The organism is Pseudomonas sp. TWP3-1, from assembly GCF_049896625.1.
GTDB lineage: Bacteria > Pseudomonadota > Gammaproteobacteria > Pseudomonadales > Pseudomonadaceae > Aquipseudomonas.
In genome coordinates, this window is the sequence record NZ_JAFCUQ010000006.1 from 127,795 (window position 1) to 151,287 (window position 23,493).

At 53.3% G+C, this 23,493-nt stretch carries 18 protein-coding genes and 2 pseudogenes; 6 read left to right on the forward strand and 14 right to left on the reverse strand.

What is annotated here, in order from left to right; translation table 11 throughout:
- Positions 1-2 precede the first annotated feature (2 nt).
- The 3 genes from copC to ACP7BN_RS10805 all read right to left on the reverse strand — a co-directional run bounded on the left by copC (position 3) and on the right by ACP7BN_RS10805 (position 3,282).
- Positions 3-386: a copper homeostasis periplasmic binding protein CopC gene (gene copC, locus ACP7BN_RS10795; RefSeq protein ID WP_426203918.1), complete on the reverse strand. Its 384-nt coding sequence runs from the start codon at positions 384-386 to the stop codon at positions 3-5.
- 68 nt (positions 387-454) lie between these two features.
- On the reverse strand, positions 455-1,300 hold the full coding sequence (locus ACP7BN_RS10800) for a copper resistance protein B (RefSeq protein ID WP_426204154.1): 846 nt from the start codon (positions 1,298-1,300) through the stop codon (positions 455-457).
- Positions 1,301-1,428: 128 nt separating this feature from the next.
- The gene (locus ACP7BN_RS10805) at positions 1,429-3,282 is read right to left on the reverse strand and encodes a copper resistance system multicopper oxidase (protein WP_426203920.1); all 1,854 of its coding nucleotides are present in this window, start codon (positions 3,280-3,282) and stop codon (positions 1,429-1,431) included.
- A gap of 2,651 nt (positions 3,283-5,933) precedes the next feature.
- Here ACP7BN_RS10805 and ACP7BN_RS10810 point away from each other — a divergent pair.
- From ACP7BN_RS10810 to ACP7BN_RS10835, 6 genes and pseudogenes are all read left to right on the forward strand, one after another.
- Positions 5,934-6,461 (forward strand): annotated as a pseudogene (locus tag ACP7BN_RS10810) (methyl-accepting chemotaxis protein); the annotation flags it as partial.
- Positions 6,462-6,528: 67 nt separating this feature from the next.
- Positions 6,529-6,993 (forward strand): thiol-disulfide oxidoreductase DCC family protein, encoded by a 465-nt coding sequence (locus tag ACP7BN_RS10815; RefSeq protein ID WP_426203922.1) that lies wholly within the window; start codon positions 6,529-6,531, stop codon positions 6,991-6,993.
- Positions 6,994-7,138: 145 nt separating this feature from the next.
- The gene (gene folE, locus ACP7BN_RS10820) at positions 7,139-7,699 is read left to right on the forward strand and encodes a GTP cyclohydrolase I FolE (RefSeq protein ID WP_426203924.1); all 561 of its coding nucleotides are present in this window, start codon (positions 7,139-7,141) and stop codon (positions 7,697-7,699) included.
- A 35-nt stretch (positions 7,700-7,734) separates the two neighbouring features.
- Positions 7,735-8,445: an SDR family oxidoreductase gene (locus tag ACP7BN_RS10825; protein WP_426203926.1), complete on the forward strand. Its 711-nt coding sequence runs from the start codon at positions 7,735-7,737 to the stop codon at positions 8,443-8,445.
- 14 nt (positions 8,446-8,459) lie between these two features.
- Positions 8,460-8,642, forward strand: a pseudogene (locus tag ACP7BN_RS10830) (DUF6482 family protein); the annotation flags it as partial.
- 45 nt (positions 8,643-8,687) lie between these two features.
- Complete coding sequence (locus ACP7BN_RS10835) at positions 8,688-9,140, forward strand: PAS domain-containing protein (RefSeq protein WP_426203928.1); 453 nt, start codon at positions 8,688-8,690, stop codon at positions 9,138-9,140.
- A gap of 564 nt (positions 9,141-9,704) precedes the next feature.
- On the opposite strand, the gene ACP7BN_RS10840 is transcribed toward ACP7BN_RS10835, so the two are convergent.
- From ACP7BN_RS10840 to ACP7BN_RS10890, 11 genes are all read right to left on the reverse strand, one after another.
- Entirely contained in the window at positions 9,705-10,994 is a 1,290-nt protein-coding gene (locus tag ACP7BN_RS10840) for a diguanylate cyclase (RefSeq protein ID WP_426203929.1), read from the reverse strand.
- Positions 10,991-11,359 (reverse strand): hypothetical protein, encoded by a 369-nt coding sequence (locus ACP7BN_RS10845; protein ID WP_426203931.1) that lies wholly within the window; start codon positions 11,357-11,359, stop codon positions 10,991-10,993. The genes ACP7BN_RS10840 and ACP7BN_RS10845 overlap by 4 nt, the downstream gene beginning before the upstream one ends.
- 471 nt (positions 11,360-11,830) lie before the next feature.
- On the reverse strand, positions 11,831-12,163 hold the full coding sequence (locus tag ACP7BN_RS10850; RefSeq protein ID WP_426203933.1) for a hypothetical protein: 333 nt from the start codon (positions 12,161-12,163) through the stop codon (positions 11,831-11,833).
- A 179-nt stretch (positions 12,164-12,342) separates the two neighbouring features.
- A complete protein-coding gene (locus tag ACP7BN_RS10855; RefSeq protein WP_426203935.1) occupies positions 12,343-12,687 on the reverse strand; it encodes a DUF2314 domain-containing protein in 345 nt (114 codons plus the stop codon).
- A 277-nt stretch (positions 12,688-12,964) separates the two neighbouring features.
- Positions 12,965-13,360 (reverse strand): hypothetical protein, encoded by a 396-nt coding sequence (locus ACP7BN_RS10860; RefSeq protein ID WP_426203937.1) that lies wholly within the window; start codon positions 13,358-13,360, stop codon positions 12,965-12,967.
- Positions 13,361-13,413: 53 nt separating this feature from the next.
- Positions 13,414-14,409 carry an ankyrin repeat domain-containing protein gene (locus ACP7BN_RS10865; RefSeq protein WP_426203940.1) on the reverse strand — a complete coding sequence of 332 codons (996 nt, stop codon included), beginning with the start codon at positions 14,407-14,409 and terminating at the stop codon, positions 13,414-13,416.
- A gap of 136 nt (positions 14,410-14,545) precedes the next feature.
- Complete coding sequence (locus tag ACP7BN_RS10870) at positions 14,546-14,809, reverse strand: PAAR domain-containing protein (protein ID WP_426203942.1); 264 nt, start codon at positions 14,807-14,809, stop codon at positions 14,546-14,548.
- A gap of 21 nt (positions 14,810-14,830) precedes the next feature.
- Positions 14,831-15,172, reverse strand: a complete 342-nt coding sequence (locus ACP7BN_RS10875) for an immunity protein Imm33 domain-containing protein (RefSeq protein ID WP_426203944.1) — start codon at positions 15,170-15,172, stop codon at positions 14,831-14,833.
- Between the two features lie 227 nt (positions 15,173-15,399).
- Positions 15,400-15,870, reverse strand: a complete 471-nt coding sequence (locus tag ACP7BN_RS10880) for a hypothetical protein (RefSeq protein WP_426203946.1) — start codon at positions 15,868-15,870, stop codon at positions 15,400-15,402.
- Positions 15,870-20,552, reverse strand: coding sequence for an RHS repeat-associated core domain-containing protein (locus tag ACP7BN_RS10885; RefSeq protein ID WP_426203948.1), 4,683 nt, complete (start codon positions 20,550-20,552; stop codon positions 15,870-15,872). The genes ACP7BN_RS10880 and ACP7BN_RS10885 overlap by 1 nt, the downstream gene beginning before the upstream one ends.
- Complete coding sequence (locus ACP7BN_RS10890) at positions 20,549-23,455, reverse strand: type VI secretion system tip protein VgrG (protein WP_426203949.1); 2,907 nt, start codon at positions 23,453-23,455, stop codon at positions 20,549-20,551. The genes ACP7BN_RS10885 and ACP7BN_RS10890 overlap by 4 nt, the downstream gene beginning before the upstream one ends.
- Positions 23,456-23,493 lie beyond the last annotated feature (38 nt).

Genomic DNA, 23,493 nt, shown 5'->3' on the forward strand with positions numbered 1-23,493 from the left:
GCTTACTTCACTTTGAAAGTTACGGCGCCAGTAATTGGATGGGTATCGGAGGAGACCGCTCGCCATTCCACTTTGTAGGTGCCAGCGGTGAGAGGCGCTGCCGGAGTCAAGATCATAGTTTTAGGATCGCTACTGCCGGCCACGCTGGCTTTCACAGCCATTGGGGCGTGTGACATACCAGGCATTTCCGTCATGACCAACTTGGCTCCGGAAAACTTGGTCACCAGGTTTTCGGAAAAATGCAGCTCAATCTTCGCAGGAGCTAGCCCGCTCTCGCCCTCAGCCGGAGTTGAAGACAGCAGCTTCGGGTGAGCTTGGGCAACTGCACTGAGCAGTAGGCTGGATGAAAGAGCGACGGCCACAACACAAGATTTGAAAACAGACATGCAAGGCTCCTCACAGCGCGTAGCTGTTGTAATGAGGTTAGGTAATATTTGGTGCCGCTAACTTCGATTTAGAACCACACTCGGACGCCGAGCACTAGGCGTGCTTCGTTGTTGTCTTCGCCTTCCTCGCGGGCATAGTCTACGGTCTTTCCATAAGCCCGATTCCAAGTCACACCTACGTAAGGTGCGAATTGCGGGCGGATTTCGTACCGAAGCCGCAAACCAACCTCACTTTCAGACAGTCCTGAACCAACCCCGCGTTGAGGATCGCTTTTGCCATAGAAATTGAATTCTGCCGTCGGTTGCAGAATCAGCTTATTAGTTAAGAGAATGTCGTAATTCCCTTCCAGACGCGCTGCGGTCTGGCCACCTTCACCTAGGTAAGCAGTAGCCTGAGCCTCGAAATTGTAGAGCGCCAAGCCTTGGATACCGAGAGCAGCCCACGTTTGAGGGTCGCCTGGTTTGAAGTCTTGACGAACGCCGCCGACTAGATCCCACCAAGGGCTGATGGCGTGTCCCCATAAAGCTTGAACCTCAGCTTCTTCAGTCTTCCCATTGGTGCGCTCGCCTTCGGAGCGCAACCATAGACGATCAACATCGCCCCCTATCCAACCTTGGGCTTCCCAGTTCAGTGCGCTTCCATCGTCAGCATCCTGCCATTCCAATTGCTCAAATATAAAAAATGAGTTGAGGGCTGTGTCATGAACTTGGTGGCCGCCTGGGGACTTATAGACTGCGGCTCTGTCAGCATCGGTAAGTGGTGGTATCGGAGTCCGGCTTTGAGTTTGTGGGTGCTTGGCGGGCTGCATGCCTTCCATTTTGCTGTGATCCATGCCCTGCATCTGGCTGTGATCCATACCTTCCATCTTGCCGTGATCCATGCCTGGCATTCGGCTGTGATCCATGGTCTGCATCTGCCCGTCTTCGGTACCGTGGCTTGTTTCAGCGGCTGCCGGCAAGACAAAACCAGCAGTTAGAGCAAACGTAAATATTGCTGAGTGCATGCGAGTCCCGCAAAAATAATTGCTCATAAGTCGACTCCTCATTCTTCTACACGCACTTCGCGGAACATCCCCATTTCCATGTGGTACAGGAGATGACAGTGATAGGCCCAGCGCCCTAGCGCATCGGCTGTTACTCGGTAGCTGCGCTTCGACCCTGGCGGCATGTCAATGGTGTGTTTGCGGACAAGGAATTGTCCGTTTTCATCTTCAAGGTCGCTCCACATGCCATGCAAGTGGATGGGATGAGTCATCATGGTGTCGTTGACGAGAACGATCCGGACTCGCTCGCCGTATTTCAGTTTTAAAGGCTCGGCGTCCGAAAACTTCACACCGTTGAAAGACCAAGAAAATTTCTCCATATGCCCGGTCAAGTGCAGTTCGATAGTTCGACTTGGCTCACGGCCATCTGGATCCTCGAACGTGCTCTTTAAGTCGGAATACGTCAGCACCTTTCGACCATTCTCGCGAAGGCCCATGCCAGGATCATCAAGCTTTGGCGAAGTCGACATTGCCTGCATGTCGACGAGAGGATTGTTGGACTCTGTGGCTGGATGCGACTGCATTTCTCCCATACCACTCATGCCGCACATGGACATATTGCTGTGATCCATTCCCTGCATGCTGGATATATCTTGCATAGCACTAGAGCTATCTTTCATGGCTCCGCCGTCCATACCTGACATACCCTGCATCGAGTCGTCTCCCATACCGGCCATTTTGCTGTGATCCATTCCAGCCATATCGCCCATACCGGCCATCGCACCGTGATCCATACCGGCCATACCCATGTCGGCCATGGTGACTAGAGGACGAGGGTCTAGCGCAGGTACTGGAGCAGTCATGCCAGACCGGACAGCCAAGGTGCCTCGGGCGTAACCCGACCGATCCATCGACTGCGCAAACAGTGTGTAGGCCTCTTGCGTGGGTTCGACGATCACGTCGAAAGTCTCGGCAGTGGCGATCCTGAACTCATCCACGCTGACAGGTTTGACGTATTGGCCATCAGCGGCCACAACAGTCATCTTCAAACCTGGAATTCGTACATCAAAGTAGGACATGGCTGAACCATTGATGAACCTCAACCTGAGCTTTTCGCCAGGTTTGAAGGTGCCAGTCCAATTGGAGTCCGGAGCCTGTCCGTTCATCAAGTAGGTGTACGTCGCACCACTGACGTCCGCAATGTCCGTAGGATTCATCTTCATCTTGGCCCACATCTTGCGATCAGCGACGGTCGCTGACCAACCTTTGTCAGCCACGTCATTGATGAAGTCACCCACTGTTCGCTTATGGGTGTTGTAGTAGTCCGCCTGTTTCTTCAGTGTTTTCATCAGAGAAGCAGGATTTTCATCAGTCCAGTCGCTAAGCATCACCACGAGGTCGCGGTCATACTCAAAAGGCTCAGGCTCTTTGGCATCGATGACCAGTGGGCCGTACACGCCAACCTGTTCTTGGAAGCCGGAGTGACTGTGATACCAGTACGTTCCGTTCTGTTTGACCTTGAACTGATAGACGTAGGTGCCATCAGGCTCAATCCCATGGAAGCTTAGGCCTGGCACACCGTCCATGTTTGCAGGAAGGATAATTCCGTGCCAGTGAATAGAAGTCATATCCTTGAGGCGGTTCTTGACCCGCAAGGTCACGGTATCGCCCTCACGCCAGCGCAGCTGAGGCCCAGGAATGCCGCCGTTTATGGTCATGGCTGTCCGGGAATTCCCGGTGATATTTACCGGTGTTTCTCCGATGAAGAGGTCAAACTCTGTACCTGACAAGACATTGGTCTCGCCTACTTTAGGGGCGGCCCAGATAGGGGTATGCCAGAGGCCCAGACCACCGAGAATGCCGCCTGCGGTGAGTCCTTTCACAAAGGTGCGCCGAGAGGTTTTGGCTTGCATACCGATTCATGTCCCGTCAGTCGGATGTTAGATGTGCGCACTGGGCGTGCTCCCGAGGGCTAACGCTAGACGAGCTAATGCGCTTGATGTATCGGAAGATGCCATAAGCCAGCAAGTGGGGTGATTACATTTCAGTAAGCTGGTTGGCTCAGCTTGATGCCTCTGCTCTTCAGCCGTGGGCTTCTCCTGTGCAATATCTTCTTGCACCCCAGTTGCAGGGACAGGCTCGCGGGTAAGCGCGGACATGCTCAACGTCAGGGATCAACCAAACGGAAAGGTCATATCCAAACTGCAGCGTGGAGAGAAGGTTCAGGTCTACGAAAAAACGAGTGATGAGTGCGCATTAGCATCGACGGCCAACCTGCTAAATGGCTATCGTCCAAAAATCTTTGCAGCGGATCGAACTGCTACGTCAATTCCCAGCCAAAACCAGTGAGGCCCGCATCACAACCTGTTTATAGACCTGCCACTAAATACAGTTCTTCCTGTCTATGTTTGTCTGGGAACGTCTGCATAGGCCTAGAGGTGGCATGTACTGCATCACATCAGGCGGGAATAAGCGCTACGGCGTTTGAATCAATGAGCTACGCCTGAGCCTAATTGATAAACCTTCGGACGATTCTCAAAGGTGTGTGCGCTCGATCAAGTGCAGCCAAAATAAAGCCTATCCGACGTTGATGAACGAGTCCCTAGCGGCTTTCTTGGATCTTGCTCCTTGCTTCCGCTGGACAAAGAAACGCTCGCCTGACTGCCTATTTGAGCCAGGCCTAGGAAACTATGTTATTCGGCGAGCGTAGCTTTGAACCCTACATGAAGGAGCTCCACTCGGCATACGCCGCAGAATGTCTCTGGCTTGCCATAGTCCAGCGCTCTCCGTTTGTCTCACGAATCGAAAGCTACATCATCAACTCGGTGACTGCCGCATCGAGCTCAGCAGGAGTTGATGAGATTTAAATCTAAAATCATCAATGCTATGCATTTTGTTCCGCCAAGATAGGCCTGATTCGAAATTACGAATCTTTATACCTCTCACCCATCGACACCGGTTAGTCGATGTTCAATCCCTATTGTCGACCAACGGTTGACTAGAATTTTGATCGTCAGCCTGTTGGCGCTAGAACATGGAAATCACGACTCCAAATGTTCGGAAATATCTGGTCGTTTCACCGTCGCTTTTAAGCATACGAGCCCAGGTTCTCGCTGACCAATCCCAGTTCCCTCATCGGGCCACGTAGCTTTTTACGAGCCGATCCGCTCGCCATTTTGGTGCATCACCGAAACCAGCCTGCGACTGCCAGCAGTGAATTGATTTTGCGAGAAGCGATAAAACCTATACAAACATAAACTCATGTATAGGTTTTCTGCAATGTGTGCCATTCTGCCATCAGTCAGCTATCACCAGCTGCTCGTGCTCGTGCGTCGCCTGGCTCTCGTCACTTTCAAATGGGCGGTAGAGGCACACAAGTAGCCCTTGACATGGATAGCAAAACAGAACCACCACGTCTTGCCCGTACAGGGTCTATCTAAGAGTTCAGCCGATGAAAAACTCCATCTCACTAGCCTCGCGCATAGGCCTTGGTTTCGCAGTAATTGTGTCGCTGCTCATACTAATCACCGCCGTGGGCATCCAACGTGTGGGCTTTATCGACTCCACCCTGGAACACGTAAGCGAAAATGCGGCCAAGATTCAACGCTACGCTATTAACTTTCGCGGAAGTGTACACAACCGAGCCATTGCTATTCGGGACGCAGTGTTGGTGGATAGTGATCAAGACTTAACCGTCCACCTCAATGAAGTTATCAATCTAGAACAGGCGTACTCCGATTCAGCCATACCAATGGATCAGCTATTCGCAACTGCGGGGGTAACATCGCAGGAGCAACAGCTGTTACTCGCGATTAAAGACATTGAAAAGCAAACGCTAGCTTCCACTAAGTCGGTAATTGCTTTGCGTCGCGCCGGAGATATTTCAGGTGCACAGGCTTTGCTGCTGCGCCAAACCTCCGGTGAATACAGTGAGTGGTTGAAACGCGTGAATGCACTGATTGACTATGAAGAAGCCTCGATCAAAAAACAACTCAGTGCGGTACAAGCCACCGCTAGTGAGTTTCGAGGACTGATGCTCATGGCCACAGGGATAGCGCTGCTGCTGAGCATAATTTTGGCGATCTCTATTATACGCTTCGTCAAATCAACGCTGGGTGCTGATCCGACACAGGTTGCACAGGCAATCCAGCGTTTGGCCGCAGGCGATTTGCAACAAGTGATCGTTACCGATTATCCGAACAGCGTGATGGGCGTTCTGAAAACTACCCTTAGCCGTTTGGCTGATACCATTAGTGAAGTACGTATTGCGGCCCAAGAGGTCAACAATTCATCTAGGCTGCTGTTGACCACATCGTCCACCAATAACAATCAAATCAGCCTGCAGACCCGCGAAGCCGAGCAGGTGGCAACTGCAATTACGCAAATGGCGGCAACGGTCAATGAAGTTTCGGGCTATGCATCTCAAGCAGCGGACGCAACGCGTCTAGCCGATACTGAAGTTGTAAGCGGTAATCGCGTCGTTGCGGACACCACTCTCGCTATCGAACAATTAGCGAACACACTGGTTGAAACCACCAATACGGTAGAGCAGGTGTCCAAGCGTAGCGAAGAGATTGAAATAGTGATCGAGGTAATCAATTCAATTGCCACGCAAACTAACCTGTTGGCGCTGAACGCGGCCATCGAAGCGGCCCGAGCAGGTGAGCATGGCCGAGGGTTTGCAGTTGTTGCCGACGAGGTGCGCTCTCTAGCTAATCGAACTCAGGAGTCGACCCGGGAAATTCGCGAAATGATCGGCACCCTGCAGAGCGGAACTGAAACTGCTGCACAAACTATGCGTAATAGCTGCGAACTGGTAAGCCACACCGTTGCGCAAACCCGCAGCGCCCAGACGGCGTTAGCTAAAATTAGCCAGCAGGTCGGGGCTATAAACCACATGAATGCCCAAATCGCCAGCGCATCTATCCAGCAAAGTGTCGTGGCCGAAGACGTTGCGCAAAATATCACGCGCATCCATAGCTCAACGGTGCAATCGGCAACTGGCTCTCGCGAAGTTGCAACGGCCAGCCAGGAGTTAGCGCAGCTTGCTGATCGTCTTACCCAGAAGGTGGCATTTTTCAGCGTGGCTTAGGGCAGGCCCATTGTCAGTCCTTTTCTTTCAGCATATCTTGTGCAAAACCTATACAGGGTCGCTAGATATGTACAATAAAAAGGATTGGCCACTAACGCTGTACTTTGATGGTCAATGTCCGCTTTGTGCGCGCGAAATCAAGATCCTGCATCGACACGCCGCAGAGAGTCGACTGCTGTTTATTGACATCAGCAGCTGTGCGTTCGACGCCAAGGCACTCGGGTTCACGTTCGAGCAAATGCAGTCCTCGCTGCACGCCCGTTTCGCCGATGGCCGCTGGGTAACCGGTCTGGACGCCACCCTGTGGAGCTGGCGAGCCGCCGGTTTGGGGTTTTGGGCAGCGCCACTGACATTGCGTGCCATCCGACCGCTTCTTGCTTTAGGTTATCGCCTCTTCTGCCGCTTACGCCCCCATTTGGCGTGGCTTCCTCACCCTGATGGCCGCCGTCGCTGTGTCGATGACCGTTGCGGGGTGCCGGAGTCAAAACCTGCACAAGACAAGCGGCCCACTTTGAAAACAAAGCAGACCTAGAAAGCTTCGCTTTGTCATTGGCCCGACGAAGAACCTGGGTCATAGCTGATCTGGTGAACAACGTGTTTTCTGGTGCGCAGCAGGCACTCCCCTACTGCCAAGTATTGCCGCCACATTAAGCGCAGCATGGCTGCCAGGAATCTAAATGAACCCATCAATAGCCAAGCATTACCGTGAAATTCTTGTCGCCGTAGGCGAGAACCCTGAGCGTGAAGGACTGCTGGACACGCCCAAGCGCGCAGCCAAAGCGATGCAATACCTTTGCAACGGCTACACGATGAGTTTGGAAGACGTGACCAACGGTGCCCTGTTCGAATCGCAAAACGATGAAATGGTCATCGTGCGCGATATCGAACTGTATTCATTGTGTGAGCATCACCTGCTGCCCTTCATCGGCAAGGCTCATGTCGCGTACATCCCCACAGGGAGGGTACTGGGCCTGTCCAAGGTCGCACGAGTGGTCGATATGTTTGCCCGCCGCTTACAGATTCAGGAAAACCTCACAAAACAAATTGCCGACGCCATTCAGCACATCACCGATGCCGCCGGTGTGGCTGTGGTTATTGAGGCAAAGCACATGTGCATGATGATGCGAGGCGTGGAGAAGCAAAACTCGGTGATGACGACCTCAGTGATGCTCGGGGCCTTTCGCGAGTCATCCGCTACTCGTCTCGAGTTCCTGCAACTGATTGGGCGACGCAGTTAAGGCCCAAAATCCGCACAAGGCGTGGGAGAGGCGAAATGAACAGCTCCTTTGAGATGAACTCACTCGGCTACGGCTACCGTGCTTTGGTGATAGGCTCCAGTGGAGCGCTCGGCGCGGCCTTTTGTGAGTTGCTCAACGAAGATCCAAGATGCTCGGTTGTTCGTGAGCTGGGGCGCAACAGTGCTCCAGGATTGGATCTCGAAAAGCCCGACAGTATCGCCAGGGCGGCCACCGAATTAGCCGAAGAAGCCCCGTACCAGTTGATTTTACATGCTGCCGGTCTGCTTCATCGCGAAGACATCAAGCCTGAAAAAAGTTACACCTCTATTGAAGCGGATGCGCTTCAGGCGATATTCCAAGTCAACACACTCGGGCCTGCATTGGTTTTGCGTCACTTCCTGCCCTTGCTTGACCCTTGTGGTGCGATGGCAGTGCTCTCCGCCAAGGTGGGCAGCATCGGTGATAACCGTTTGGGCGGCTGGTATGCCTATCGCGCCTCCAAGGCAGCGTTGAACATGTTGATTAAAACGGCTGGGATCGAACTAGCACGAACACGCCCTCAGACCCGCTTGCTGACTCTTCATCCAGGTACGGTGATCTCGGGCCTGTCCCAGCCCTTTAAAGGCGCTTCTGCCGCCAGGCCTGCAAGCCTCGCTGCCCGCGAATTGTTATCACTGATTGACCGATTGGCGCCTGCCGACAGCGGCAATTTTTTTGCTTATAGCGGAGAACGCCTACCGTGGTAGGCCGGGAGTGCACCTTGAATCTGCAAGCGTTGACCGAACGGGCCGCGAATGGCGAAGTACGAGAGCTGGAGCTGCTGTCTCTGGAAGGCGGTTTTTATCTGGCGCGGGTCAGGCTAGATCACGGCCAGTTCAAGCTGCGGGACGATACGGCGAAGCCTATGTACCTTCGCCTCATCAGCCACCTGCGGGAGTTATTGCACAAGTTGTCCTAGAATGATGTGGTATTCACTGGGGCTCTGAAAATGATCAATGCAGAATTGCTGAAACTGATGATCGAGACATCCAACGATGGCATCGTTGTGGCAGAGCAGGAGGGCGATGAGAACATCCTTATCTACGCCAACCAAGCCTTCCAGCGCCTGACGGGCTATAGTGTTGATGAAACCCTGTATCAGGATTGCCGCTTCCTACAGGGAGATGACCGAGACCAAGCCGGCCTCGCAGCTATCCGCGAGGCAATAAAGAAGTTTCAGCCTTGCCGGCAAATCATTCGGAACTATCGCAAAGACGGTACTGCGTTCTGGAATGAGCTGTCGATTACCCCTGTATTCAACGACGCAGATCAACTCACCTATTACATCGGTATTCAGAAGGACGTTAGTGTCCAGGTTGAGGCTGGCGAGCGTCTGCGCCAATTAGAAGCCGAAGTCGAGCACTTGAAGACTCAACTGAATGAACTACGACGAACTCCCTAAAAATATGAGGCTTAAATTTCTTAGTCAATCTATGGTTTGCGCTTGCAAAAGCTAGTCTATTTAGTTTCCGAGCGGTAAACCACCGCTCGTTATTGAAAAATAGTCTCACACCATAGCCTAGCCATGACTAAGCTATGGCTCGGACACTTAACAAATCGAAAGCAACTTTCCAACGCACCATCACAGGTGTGTCGGGCACTGAAGGAAAACTTCTCGGCACACCATAATTCAAAAAGTTCGAAACCGGTCATGGAGCGACATTTATATTAACGCATGACAATAAAGGTTGACGACTGGCATCTTGCGGTGTCTGGTGACAGAGAGACGCCGCCTTGTTGCGAGGACTGAAGATCGCATACCAAGAGCATTACAGCTCTGAAATCGGGAAGTCTTTTGGCACCGATTCAGTAGAGTTCTTGCATATCGCAGAGCACATGCAGATGAAACTACCATATAAGAAAATAATGACCATCTTGAAGTCAATAATTACAACACCCTCTAGAAAAAATGAAGATATAGGTGATTTTCTCGCCTGTTTCACGCTGCCCCTCCGGACGCCTTTAATTAGAAATCATCAATACCAACTATACAGTTTCTACCCTTGGATTTTGCATAATAGAGTGCACTATCTGCGGAAACCAACAACTGCTTGAGAGTGGATCTCGACTCATTCATTGAAGCATAGCCAATACTGACAGTGATTTTTATTTCCTCACCACCAGCATCTATACTAGACGCTTCAATGCTGCTCCTAAGTCGCTCCGCAATATCTGACGCCTCGACACTATTGATCTTAGGCAGCATAACTACAAACTCTTCGCCCCCAAACCTAGCTATAGTATCTCCGGGACGAAGAACTCCCTCAGCAATTTTCACTATCGACTTAAGAACTTCGTCGCCAACTGAATGCCCCCAGCTATCATTAACACGCTTGAAGTGATCGGCGTCTAGCATGACTATAGATATTGAGTGTTGATATCGATTTGCCCTAGCAAACTCTTTCTCTGCCAAGTTGAAAAAATGAGCGCGATTAACTGCGCCTGTGAGGTGGTCTTTAGTGAGTAAACTAGCCAGATTATCACTCGACACCTTTCGCTCGGTTATATCTCGAAATACAACGGTATAGCCAGAAAAGTCGTCATCTTCGTCACGCAGAACGGCGATCATTGTTTGAGCAAAAAAATTGTGTCCTGACTTGTGTTGGCATAGATAGTCTCGTGAGTGCCAACCTTCTTCACGAGCAAATGTGAGTTGCTCATCCAAAATATTAACTTCCAAGGCGGACAAATTACAGAAACGACCCAGCTTCTCACCAATAGCCTCGGATTCTGTGTAACCTGTTAGACGCTCTGCCGAAGGACTCCAGCTATTGATTACCCCGTGCTTAGTCAAACCGAGAACTGCGAAGTCGTTAACAATCGTATAGATGGCGTCCAACCACGAGTCCGTCTGTCTTAATCTCCTTTCTGTTGCGACTTGGCAAGAGATATCAGTCAAAACCGTTATCAGGACATCTTCGTTGACCTTTACGATTGTACATGCGAGGATAATACCTCCGTCGGCTGCTGACGACACGTGAACTCTATGGTTTACACATATTGATCCGCACGACTCTCTAAAGCTCGTTACGAGGTTACGTAATTCAGGTGCGACAGAAGAAAGAGTCTCAAATAAGTTTTCAAGCCCTAGAGACTTAACTAGCGGCATCAACAATTGAGTTGCCATCGGATTAAGCATATCAATCTTGCCGCCTGGGTCGATTCTTACCAACCCTACGGGCGAGAGATACATAAATGACAGTAGCGCTTCATACTCAGACTCAATTGAATCATTATCGTGCTCATCAGTAATCATTTTGAAATCGCCCGATCAACCAATAGGAAACGGGTGCTCGAATCACTTTCTTTCAGCAATCTTAACCTAACGGGGATTGGTCGCATTCTAAGTGCTAGGACATAAGAAATGATCACATCCAACTCAGATTCATTTTCAAATCTTTGAGCGACCATAACATTATTTAAGCAGGGAGCAATTTCCAGAAATAAGTTCTTACCTAAAACACGCGCCTGCCTTAAAGCCGCACTTGAGGCCTCATAAGCATTGTACACTACCACTTCTGAGCTGCCATTAAAGCCAATAACACCGAAGTCTAGAGTATCCAGTCGGTCAGGTGCGGCCAATAATGCCTGTATCGATGCTTCTTCGAATGTAAGATTCATTTTCCTGTTCACTCGCGAAGTAAAATATTAATTTGAGCACATCCCGGCTTGGCGTTTTCCACCTAGCCGCACTGTAATGAACACCCTTCCCTCTTAGCATTCAATGCTGACATGTCAGTAATCGAAAATTATCTTGTAGAACTTAAGGCTGTTTGCCAATTTAACCTTGGGATCCTCTTCCACTGCCTCGTAATTCCGGCGCCCCCTTCGGTGCGCTGTAGCGCAGTGTAGTATCGAATCAAGAATAGCTCCTAATTTTGTATTGGGCTGCCCACTGATTTTTTATCCCGATCCCAGACTACCAATCAGGGTCGCTATCGATCCCTTATGGAGGATTTTTTGATATTGATACTCAAGCGCCTCTGGCCACGGCGCACTTGAGCTTAACAAAGCATTGGCTTCTCGACGCTGCCCTTTGCAATATCGCACTTCGCGTTGCCGCCTACTGCTCAAGCATGGCAAGGGCCGAGTTTAGTATTCGGCTTTGCTGCTTCCCTGAAGAATACTCCAAACTCTGGCAGGCGGATTGGCCGCCTGAAGCTGAGCGCTCTTGGGCGCAACGACCTTGTCGATGTTTTCCAGGTATTGGATCTTTAGTTGATCTGCCAACGGAGCAAGAACCGGGATGCCCCTAAATCCAGCTAAGTGCGAATCGATTACCGCCGATGTTTGCTTGGCAGCCGCTGCGACACTGGCGGGAACAGACGGGTCAAAGCGAATCGCCTCTAGCGTTAGGTCAAGCTGCTGCAATATGGACTCTGCATCACGCATCTGTTCACGGACTGCGTCTAGGGTTATCTGCATCGTCCACTACCCTTAGTGAGGTTAGTTGGGGGGATTGAAACAGCGCACTGCGTTGAGTGCGCTGACTTGAAACTGAAACAAAATTGTAGGCTACAGTGAACAAGGAGTGTGGCCACTCCAGCGGGTTAAGTGGGTATGCCTACCTGGGTCAGCGTACTCCCTACGAGCCCTCCCTACGGTTACCGCTCTTCATAAATATAGATAACGTGATTTGGCAGAAAGCAGACCTCCATACCAGCCTGAATCCTATCAGTGCAATAAGGGGCGTTATCGAGCTGCCCTACATACAGATTTCCGACTCGACCCTTGACGATAACCCACATGCGCTCGACGCAGACTTCTTCTGCTCCGCGCTCATCGGTGGCAACGATTCTAAAAATCAGCTTAACAAGCTGTTGTGCTTGGAGACTATTTCTAGCATCTCTCGGTGGGAGCCAAAAGCTTGTAGGGAACTCATTGTGGATGGCTTCGGCGTCGTCCAACTCCCAGCCATCTCTATCGATGTCAGCTAACGTTGCTTGCATACCCCCTCAAAAGGCTCATATTTTGATTATAACCAGCTGGAGTAACGCCACATTCCTCAGCGTTATGCCAGTAATACCTCAGGCACCCCAGACGTTTACTTCAGAAGCTATCCTACCGTCAAATAATCAGCCGGGCGCTGCCCGAAGAAACGATGCCATCTCCCCTGCCGCAATTTTTTAAGACGCCAAACGACAAAAAACTCTACGCTTGTGGGCTAGCGAAAAACGCCCGCGATCAGCGGGCGTCATTCAAAGCTGGACTTCAGAACTGTCTAGGTCAGAGCCCCATACGCTTCAGTCCTTGACGCATGCCCTGATCAGCCTGCTCACACCATTGCTTGAGAGTGATGTTCGGCGGCAAATTGCCTTCCAGGTTCTTGTATTCCCCGTTGACCAGCGCTTTCCCCTTACGGCCAAAATCTTCGTTCCTGTCGCCGTCACGCTTATCGAAATCACCTGGCATCTTGTCAACAAAAGCGACCATCTTGTTGGCGCTCTCGGCGCTGTCTGCTTTCAGGATCCCCTTGTCGACACAGCCTTTGATCAGGCCTGACATGTTGCGACCGTTGTCGTACACACCTTTCAGGGTGGCGGCATCCTGTCCTTCTGCGTGGGCGAGGGAGCAGGCGCCGAAAGCTGCTGCCATGGCGAGAATCAAAGAAGCGATCTTCATATTTATTCCTTTAAATTTCAAAGAGCATTGAGCTCTGTTTGGCTTGATTGTTTTTACTGGAACAACTTGATAATGGATTCAGAATACAAATCCGGTACATCTTTTACTGATTTGAGTATGTTTTGACGGACGGTCTGCCCCTTCGCATCTGGATCTTGTGCCACATACTCTGGAGGGTACGCCGGTGCATCCTTATTAGCGCCGGCAGCCAGCAAAGCCTCCGTACAATCAGGGTTCCTACGAATTGCACTTTCCAGCAATGGAGTTCCAACAGGCCATGCCTGTTGTTGAGGTGCAAAAGCATCAACGGAAGTGCCAGCCTTGTGTAGCAGGGCAATCCGCTGTGCAGCTTGTGGATCCGGTTGATCGTTCAACGCATAGGCGCGCTCGCAAACGTAATGTAACGGGGTTGAACCGACCTTGCTGACCCCATAGGGATCGGTACCGGCAGCGATCAATAGCTTGATCAATTCCAGATTGTTCGCACCTTTGCCGATCAATGGAGAAAACCCCTGAGGCGTCAGCATCCGGGCGTCGGCACCTGCCTGCAGAAGTAACCTAGTCACTTCGACCGAAGACGAATTTTCTATGCCCACGGCCGCAATAAGCGGGGTATTAGTTCCGCCTTGAGCAATCACATTGATGTCGGCACCCGCTTTGATCAGGCTCTGCACAATGGGCATTGAGTCCTTCATGTCTTCTGTATCACCCATATGCCCCAATACGGATAACAATATTGTTTCACCGTTATCGCTGATTGGTTGATTGACATCGATAGGAAACTCGAGAAGCCGATCTACCAGCACTGGGCTCCTGTAATAAGCTGCATGCCATAGAATAAGCGCGTCAGGCTTCGCGCCGCTTGCAAGCAGTTTGTTTACGCTATCCAGGTCTTTCTGTTCTTTTGAATACGCGTATTGAAGCACAGCAGTATCCAATTTCTGATAGGCGTCAACTGGCTGCGCTTGCGCTACGTTCGTGCTACAGAAGCAAACACCTGCGACACATGCAATCCACAGGCGTTTAAAAACATAATTCGAATTCAGCATATAAAGCTCATGATTGGGTAGTAAGCATCTACATTCAGACAATGCCGAAAGAACGACTTCATTCGCGCTTCAGCCATGGAACGGACGACGGGAGCCCGCGCCATGGAGATAGGCAATCAATGCAAAAAATATTGATTCAGCTGACAACCGCCCCTTTCGGGCCGCTGGCAATCAGCGCAGCACCACAGGCGGTTTTCATACCGTCCAGCGCGATGGGTACACCATCGATGGTGTAGGTGCTACTGCCCTCGGCAATCGGGAAAATTCCCTTGCACAACGGGCAGCTGACCTTGTGACCAACCCCGGCAATCGGTTTGCCGTTGAGGTCGGTATGGGAGAAAGCTTCGAGCACCTTGCCACCGTGTGTGGTGGAGTCGCCCAAGCGGATTGCGTCTTTCATGTTGTCACTCCTTTGACCAAGTTACTCAGCCATCCAAACGTCTTCGTACCCTTGGATATCGATGATGAATTTTGCGCCCGTGGGCAAACATAGATACTTCATAACCAGCGGTAGCATGTCGGGTAAATGCTCAATACAAATAGGCTGGTAAAAATCTATCGCTGTCGAATGCGTGCCGCAGTGAATGAACCAGCTGACATTCCCCCCATCCGGCAATCGAATGCGTGTGCCGTAAATGGGTGTATTTCCCAGCGACCCGATGGCGATAGCGACCATGTCCTCTGGCGGAAGCACTGACATCCCGTATTTTTCGCATACCGCGTTCTGGACAGCGCTGGGATATCTCTGCTCTTGTTCGCTCACAGCCACTCCTTGCTTATCGATCCGATACCCTTCGATGGTGAATCGGGATCGTCAGTTTTCGAGCCACCAGCTCAACAACCTTTCGTCATCATCATCGTCATCGAGATTCTTGTAGATAGCCTCGCATTCGAACTCATCGAAAAAAGAACAGCGTTGACCGGTCATCAGATACCTCTATTTGGCCAGAATTCTCGCCTAAATGGTGTCCGGTTTCATCAAGCCACTCCTCAATCGATTTTCCTTCGGTCTGCTATAAAGTCTTTGAAGCTTTTAATAAAGCCTTGCCTTATATCAGGCAGAATTTTTTTAAGAACCAGAAAATAAAGATAGATTGGTGTTGTATCGCTTCCCTCCTCAATCCAGCCATCTTCTGTTCCAAAACAAAAAATTACACAACGTATGAGATTTGCAAAATTCTGATCTGATTTACCGTGCTGCGCCTCTATCTCCCAGAGTTCTATCGCAAGCTTTTCTCGGAGATCACCATCGTTCTCTATACGCTCTCGCAGAATACCTTCTTCGATATATGGGATCAGCGTCTTTAACTTAGAGTCCGAAATGGTAGCTAGCACACCACTATCAATCAGACTCAGTAAATAGCGAGCGTACTGGCGTGTCATTTCGCCGAAAGATACGTTCGCTTCGATTAACGCATCCTCAAGACGATCAAACTCTTTAACTTCAAGGCTATCAATCATCATACTGCTCCATCTTTTACTTTAAGCCTGCTCATAACCCCTGAGCACGAGGGACAAAACGGCATCATTTTACCATCATTTCTTGTAGTGGTTGATGTAGAGCCCTCCATAAGGTCTTTTAACTCATCAACCGTTTGAACATTGTGTTTCTTCGCAATGTTGCTGAGTGCGTCAGCCTCTCCACATTGTCCATGATAGATAGAACGCGGTTTTTTATGATCCTCGTAAAGCTCAGCTACGACGTGGTGGTGAGCACCACCTCCTCCTGCGGATGTGCTTAAACCTACAGCTGGATCCGGAAGCTTCCCCCCTCCAATATCAGTACGAGTTCCTTTATTGTTCGGAGTTATTCCTTTAACTCGAGCCAGCCCGAGCGGATCGACCCACTGTATTGGATTTGGAGCATATGAATAAAAATTCAAACCACCTGCGTAGCGGATAGGATCCTTACTGACAAAACGCCCTATGTTCGGATCATAGTATCGATGTCTGTTGTAATACAGATGTGTCTCATGGTCATGGTATTGCCCTTGGAACCGAACAGGGTTGGTCAATCCTTGCTGCTGCGCTAATACGGAACGCTGCTCCCGAATACCCCCCCAAGCCTTGTACTGGGCACTCCACGCAACCTCACCCTTCTGATCCGTCAGTTCCTGAGGCGTGCCTAGGTGGTCGCACTGATACCACGTCAGCATATCAATCGGCGAGGGCACCGGTGAGTGACTCCACAGCGGATCATCATCCAGGCTGTAGTCGTCGTCAGAGCTCGGCACTCCCATCAAGTTGATAGTGCTGTGCGTCAATGCCTGAGCCACAGGAACAAAGGTGCCTGGTTCGAAGATATAGTGAACAGTGCGCCCAGGCTCGCCATCGGCCTGCGCGGGACTGCTTTCCCACGCAAGGTTGTCGCCATCCCAACCGTAGAGCGTGAAACCGCAGCCCAGCTCTCGTTGCTTGCGTGCGTGTTCGTTGCGGTTCCACAGGGAGCCGGCTTCAGGACGCTGTTTGTAGTGAGCGCGAGAGTTTTTGCGCAGGCGTCGCCCCAGTGCGTCATAAGCGAAATCGACCGCAAGGCGTGGATCTTCGAAATGCACGAGCCGGTCAAACAAGTCCCACTTCAGATCGCTACGCTGACCGTTGTGCCAGCGCTGGATCTGGTTGCCACGTTCGTCATAGTCGTAGTGAGTGCCGGCGTACTCACGAAGCAGGTTATCGAGCAGTTTGCTGCGCGGTGGTGTCAGCTCCAGCGGGCGGCGAATTTCTGTCGCGTTGTCGTCGAGCAGGTTGCTCGCCGGGTCGAAGGCGAAGGTTTCTACCCCTTGGCGTGTCACCGCGCTGAGCAGTCGGCCGACGGGATCGTAGCGATAGGCCAGGGCGCCGCGACGGCTGTCGTTGATGTCGGTCAGTTGGCCGGCAGCATCGTATTTGTACTCGCGCTTCAGCAGTGTCGATTTGTCATCGCCACGCCCTAGTAGCTGCTCCTTCAAACGTCCACCCGGATCCCAGCTTTGGGTTTGCATCAGACGATTGCCTTGATGACGGGCGACTTCGCGGTGCAAGTCGTCGCGCTCGTAGCCGATCAGTTCATGCTCGTCCAGACGCATGCCGAGCAGGTGGCCGCTGCCATAGGTCAACCAACTGACGCGGTGACCATCTGGGCGAATAGTGGCAACACGCTGATTGAGCACGTCGTACTCGTGCTGCCAGATCGCAACCTTGGATTTTTCCAGACTGAGGTAGTATTGGTGTTCGCGCAGAAGGTTGCCAGCCGGGTCGTGGAACCATTGCAGGCGGCTGTCGGCGTTGCTGGCCAGCAGCATGTTACCGTTGCCATCGTAGGCGAAGGTCTCGCTTTGTGACTGATCGCCTAAGGTCGCGCGACGCTCGGTCAATCGTCCCATTGGGTCGAAGCTCAGCGCGATCACGCGCTCGCCATTGGCGGACTGGGCCAAACGACCAGTGAGTGGATCATACTGATAACGGGTGGTGCGCCCATCAAAATCGGACTCTTCCAGCAGACGACCTACCGGGTCGTAGCGGAAGTGCGCGTGTTGTTCGTTTTCGTTTTCCAGTGCCTGCAACCGTCCCAAGCGATCCCAGCGATAACGTAGCGTCTGCTCTGCCGCATCCACACGCTCGGCAATAAACCCAGCAGCGGTATAGCTCCAAGTGGTGCAGCGATCCAGCCCATCGACATGCGCCAGCAAACGACCTTCGGCGTCACGCTCGAAGCGCTCTTCGGTTTTGTCCGGGTGCTTGATCAGCAACAACTGCCCGGCTTTGTATTCGTACTCGGTGGCGTTCCCAGCGGCGTCGGTGAAGGAGATCATCTGCCCCCGTTCGTTGTACTCCCAAGCACTGGTTTTGCCCGAACAGTCGACGTACTCCACCAGTTGCCCGGCGTCGTTGTAATCCAACGTCTTTTCATTGCCGTTGGCGTCCTTAATTGCGGTAGGTTTACCAGCCTTGTTGTAGGCGTATTCGGTCTTATTGCCCAGCGGATCGACAGCTTCGACCAGATTGCCTTGGTCGTCATAGGTGCGCTGCCACTGCCCGCCCTCGGCATCACTGATCTTTATCAGCATGTCCTGATCGTCGTAGGCGTAATGCAGTACGGTGTGATCGGCGCGAATATGTTCGAGTAGGTTGCTGCGCTCATCGTAGAAGTAGCGATCCGTGCTGCCATCGGCATTCACGCGACGCACGACATTCTTGGCATCGTCGCGGAAAAACCATTCAGATCGCTCATCCGCGTAGCGAATGCGGTAGGTGTAGCCAAGGATGTCGTAGTAGTGCCAGGTCTCGTTGCCGAGCGCGTCGGTGACATAGGTCAGGCGAATGTTTTCATCCCATTCCAGACTCGTGTCAAAGCTGCCGTCGTCCGCCCATTCGCGCACGGCTTTGGCCTTGGCACCCTGGCCGTCCCACTCAAGGTTCATGCCGCGACCAGTGCGGTCGGTATAACGCGTAATCAGGTGATGTTGGTACTGATACGACCAGACTGCGCCATTCTCATCCCGCGCCTGAATCAGGTCGCCATCAGTTCCGTACTGGTAAGCGCAAAGTTGTCGCAGTGGAGCACCGTCAACGATTTGCCAAAGGCCTATCAGCCGGCCGTGATCGTCGATCATCGTGCCGAGATGCAAGTGCACCTTGCTGATGTCGTTTTCTTGGTAGGTGATCAGGTCGGAGAGCACCGAGTGCTCGCCGTGCCGATGCTCGTAATGCAGCATGATTCCGGCGCCGTTGCGCAGCGAAATATTGGTCAGCACAAAGCGCTGGCCATGGCGGACGTAGGTTTCCTTACGTTCGAAGCCACGGCACAACAGCAACTGGTCTTCGCCACTACGAACCAGTGTGATGTTTTCGATGGCGTCGTAGTGAAACAGACCGAGTTTGGGCAGCGGATAGCTGTGGTCGCGGCCATCGGAGCCGTAGAACGTCAAGCCATCGTCCACGCAGTCAAACCGTGTGGTGAATTCGCTGATCCAGCGGGCGCCCATCTCGCTCTGATCGTAGGCGTCGAGGCGTGAGTTGTAGGTGCGTGTCCACTCCAGCGGGAACGGCCCCGGCAGGCTGATGTCGGTGTGGCTGAGACTTTCTGAACCCAGAGCAAAATTGATGCTGTGTCGGGTGCTGGAGCAGGCGCAGTTTTTCTTCGGCTGGGGGGCGTGAGTTGCCGGGGCCTGTTGACTGTTTGCACCCAGGCCACCCTCAGAGGCCGTGTGCTTGGCCTGACTGGTCTTGTTAGGTTTGACCCCAGCACTTTGGCCATGGGCGTTGCGTTTGCGCCAGAGGGTGACGGCGCTCGACAGGATCAGCAGCAACCAACCGATGGAGTTCTGCACTGACTCATCGTCAAGCTTACTCAACTGGGTGCGCAGTTCCGGGCCCATTGCGCGCAGCTTGGCAGTCTCGGCGGACACCCTTTTTTTTACGTCATCGGGCAGTAAATTGTCGGCCGCGCTATTGGCCAAACCTTTGCCGGCGGCCTTTAAGGTGTTGTTGGCAGCCGAGAAAATATTGCCGATTGAGGCAAGCGGATCATTCTTAAATTGATCGACCGCCGCACTCGTTTGTGCGCTGGCCGCATTCAGATCGCCCTTGGCATCAAGCTTGCCATTGGCGACCGCTTCAAGGCCTTTGGCTATCTCTTTGATCGCGTCCTCACCCAGCTTGCCGGCGTCCGCGAGAATCCCGGGCAACTTGCCTTTGGCCTGTTCAACAAAGTCGTCGAGGGTGCCGATGATAGAGGCGTTCAGGTGACCGACCAGAACCTCGATCACAGATGCACTGAGCAACATCTTGCTGCTGGCCTTCATCTCCTGGCGCACCAGAAACAGGGTCGGACGCAAGGTCATGCGTGCCGCCGCCATGGCCGGTGGCAGTGGCAACACACCGATCAGGTTGATGCCCAGACTGGCCCACGCCAGTAGGTCGCGTTTCTGCGCGTTGGACAGGGTAACGATATCACCCAGCGCATCGACCAACGCCATGATGTTGCCGACCACCGGCAAGGCGCCGGCGACGTTCTTGATCCGGTCGAGGGTGACCACACCACCACTGGCCGATTGCAGCCATGCATCGAAGGTCGCCGCGCTTCTGGCAACGTCCTTGATGTCGATGGCGTTCAGTGGAACGATGGCAACCTGAGCTTCACGTTTTACGATTTCAGTGGTCATGACAGCATCTCACCCGCCAACAGGCCCGGGGTTTTCAAGGAAGGTTTTGGAAGCGTTGGCGCGGGAAGCGTCGGCAGTTGGCCGCCCTTGCTGGCGGCGCCAAGGATGCTCGACGCACTCGGCATGGCGGCACTCGCAAGTTTCGGCAATCCAGCCACTCCACCCTGCACAACGCCTTTCACTTGCTGCGCCGTTTGCATCGCGCCTTTTGCCGTCTGCATCGCACTCATCCCTGTTTGTGCCATTTCCTTGCCCTTATCCAGCATGTCCCAGTTCTTCGTTGGCAATACCTGCGCAACCATTGCTTGCACCTGACTCGGCACGTCTTTCGCGCCTGGCGGATTCAACGGCCATTCCGGCTTGCCGATATAACTGCCGTCGCTCCAAGTGTCCGCCGGATCCTTGCCGAACAACACCCGCGCTGGCCCCGGTGCGGCACCAGAGACGCTGGCGAAACCCTTGGCATCGAGCTTGCCCTTGATGCTTTTGCCCAAGGCGTCGATGACTTCGTAATCGCCTTCCTTGATGCCTTGGCGCCCGGCGTACTGATTGAACAGTTCGAGGTTGCCCTTGCCCGGTTTCGGCGGTTCCGGGAACACGCCGGCCAAGCTCTTGGCACCGGTGTAGGCGAAGTTCGCCGCATGCGCGGTGTACGGGCCACTGGTGGCGTGGGTAATGCCGCCGGCGTTGTAGGTCGTGGCGCTGCCACCGCCCTGTATTACCAATTCGGTCTTGGCGGTGATGGTGATGCGGTCGGCATTGGCGGTGATGTTGAGTTTGGCCAGCAAATTGATGCTGTCCTTCAGCGCACGCACATCGATGTCACCGGACGCCGCCACCAGACGCCAGCCCATGCTTTGCACGAACAGGCGCATGCCGCGACTGGCACTGGCCAGCAGACGCTTGCCGATGGAAAGACTGGTGTGACCGGTGCTGCTCAACGCCAGGTGTTCGCCGGTGGCGATGTGGCTGGAGCGTGGCGTGGTCAGCGCGATGCCCGCCGGGCTGGCCAGTACCAGATGCGGCTCGGTGAATTCCGGAAACTCATTGGCGGTCATGTTCGCCGGGCCACTGCCGAGCACGCCTTGATGCTGGGCGTGTAAGGCTTTGGCCACGTCGTCCTGATCGCCCGCTTCCTGCGCTTGCAATTCCTTGGCCTGCACCGCAAAACCGTCTTGCTGATCGCTCGCGGTGGCGAGGCGTTCGGCGGTTTCCGGCAGATCCTTGTGATGTTTGGATTCGTTTGGACGCGGTTCGGTGGTGATCAGCAGACCGGCACCGGCACGCACTGCGCCGTGGCGGTCGGTGCGCAACTCGAAACCCTCGCCACGCGGCTGACCACCACTTGGGCGTGGATGCGTCAGGTAGCCGAGGTTGATCGCACTGGCGCCGTGGTCACTGCGCAGCGCGATGCTGATCTCGCTGGTGGTGTCGTCGATCCTCAGTTCGTTGGCGCGGCTGCCCTTGTATTCCTTGCTCTTGACCGTGGCCAGGGTCTTGAAATCCGGCAGCTTGTACGGCGGAAGATTCGCGCCGTGGTACAGGCAACCGGTGATCAGCGGCTGGTCAGGATCACCTTCGAGGAAGCTGATCAGCACTTCCATGCCAACCCGTGGAATGTTGATCGAGCCGAAGGTTTGCGCTGCCCAGTTCGACGCCACGCGCATCCAGCAGGTGGTCATGTCGTCGTGCTTGCCTTCACGATCCCAGAAGAACTGCACCTTGACCCGGCCGTACTGGTCGCAATAAATCTCTTCGCCTTCGGGGCCGGTCACCACCGCACTTTGCGCGCCGAGGACTTTCGGTTTCGGGTGATCCAGCGGCGGACGGTACGGCACGTCCCAAGGGATCGCGCTGAAGCGGTTGCGGTAGCCCTGGTGGAAATCGTCCTTGTTGTCCGTGGTGTCGCTGGTGACCGACTCTTCCAGCACCTGTGGCTGCTTGCCTTCGTGGAAGATCTCAGTGAGTAGCCACAGGTCGTTCCATGTCGGGTTGGCGTGCTCGGTCAGGGCGAGGAAATGCCCGGTGACAAGGATTGGTTGGTCGCTGTTGCCTTCGGCCAAACGATAGTCGCTGCGATGCCGTTCCAGTGCCCGATTGGCGAGATGCTTGCCACGCTCGCGATCAACGAATCGACCCGGGTAATCGTAATCTTCCAAGTCCGGTTGGGCGCTGCTTTTGGCATCACTTTCCAGCTCGATCTTCGGTTTGATGAAGTCGTAATCACGCCGCGTCGTGCGACTGGTGCGGGTGGCCAGACGCAGGCCGAAACGCTTGACCACCGGTTTGTCCGCGACCAGTCCGGAGTCTTGCTGATAGGCCACGGGCGCCAGTTTCGGGAACACCGTCTGGTCATCGCCGAAAGTCAGTTTGTGGCCGCTGGCGGTGTGCTGGAAGTGGTAGTGAATACCTTCTTCCTCGCACAGGCGCTGGATGAAATGCAGATCCGACTCGTCGTACTGCACGCAGTAGATGCGCTCGGGGTAAATCGCGCTGAGCTGGAAGTGATAATCGCTGGCAAGGATGCCGTGTTCTTCCAGCACCTGACTGATGATCTGCTGCACGGTCATCTGCTGGAAAATCCGCTGATTGACCCGGTGCGCGAGGTAGGCCAGTTGCGGGCGCAGGATGATCTTGTAGCGGGTCAGACGCTTGCCCGCCTCGCCTTGGGCGATGCTGTAGACCAGCCCGTGAATGCCAGTACCGGTCGGCGACAGCTGAAGAAACGCCAGTTTATGCAGCACGCTTTCGAGGTTGATCGCAGCCTTTTCGCTGACCAGTTCCAGCTCGAATTCGAAGGGGGTGTTGAGTGCCTCCCGGCCGGTAAACGACAAGACCTGGAAATCGTTTTCCACGCCATCGACAGTCAGGTTGAAATGAGGCTGGTTAGCCGGTGAGAACATCCCTTGTTCCTCGCACAATGCTGCGACGCGCAACAGCC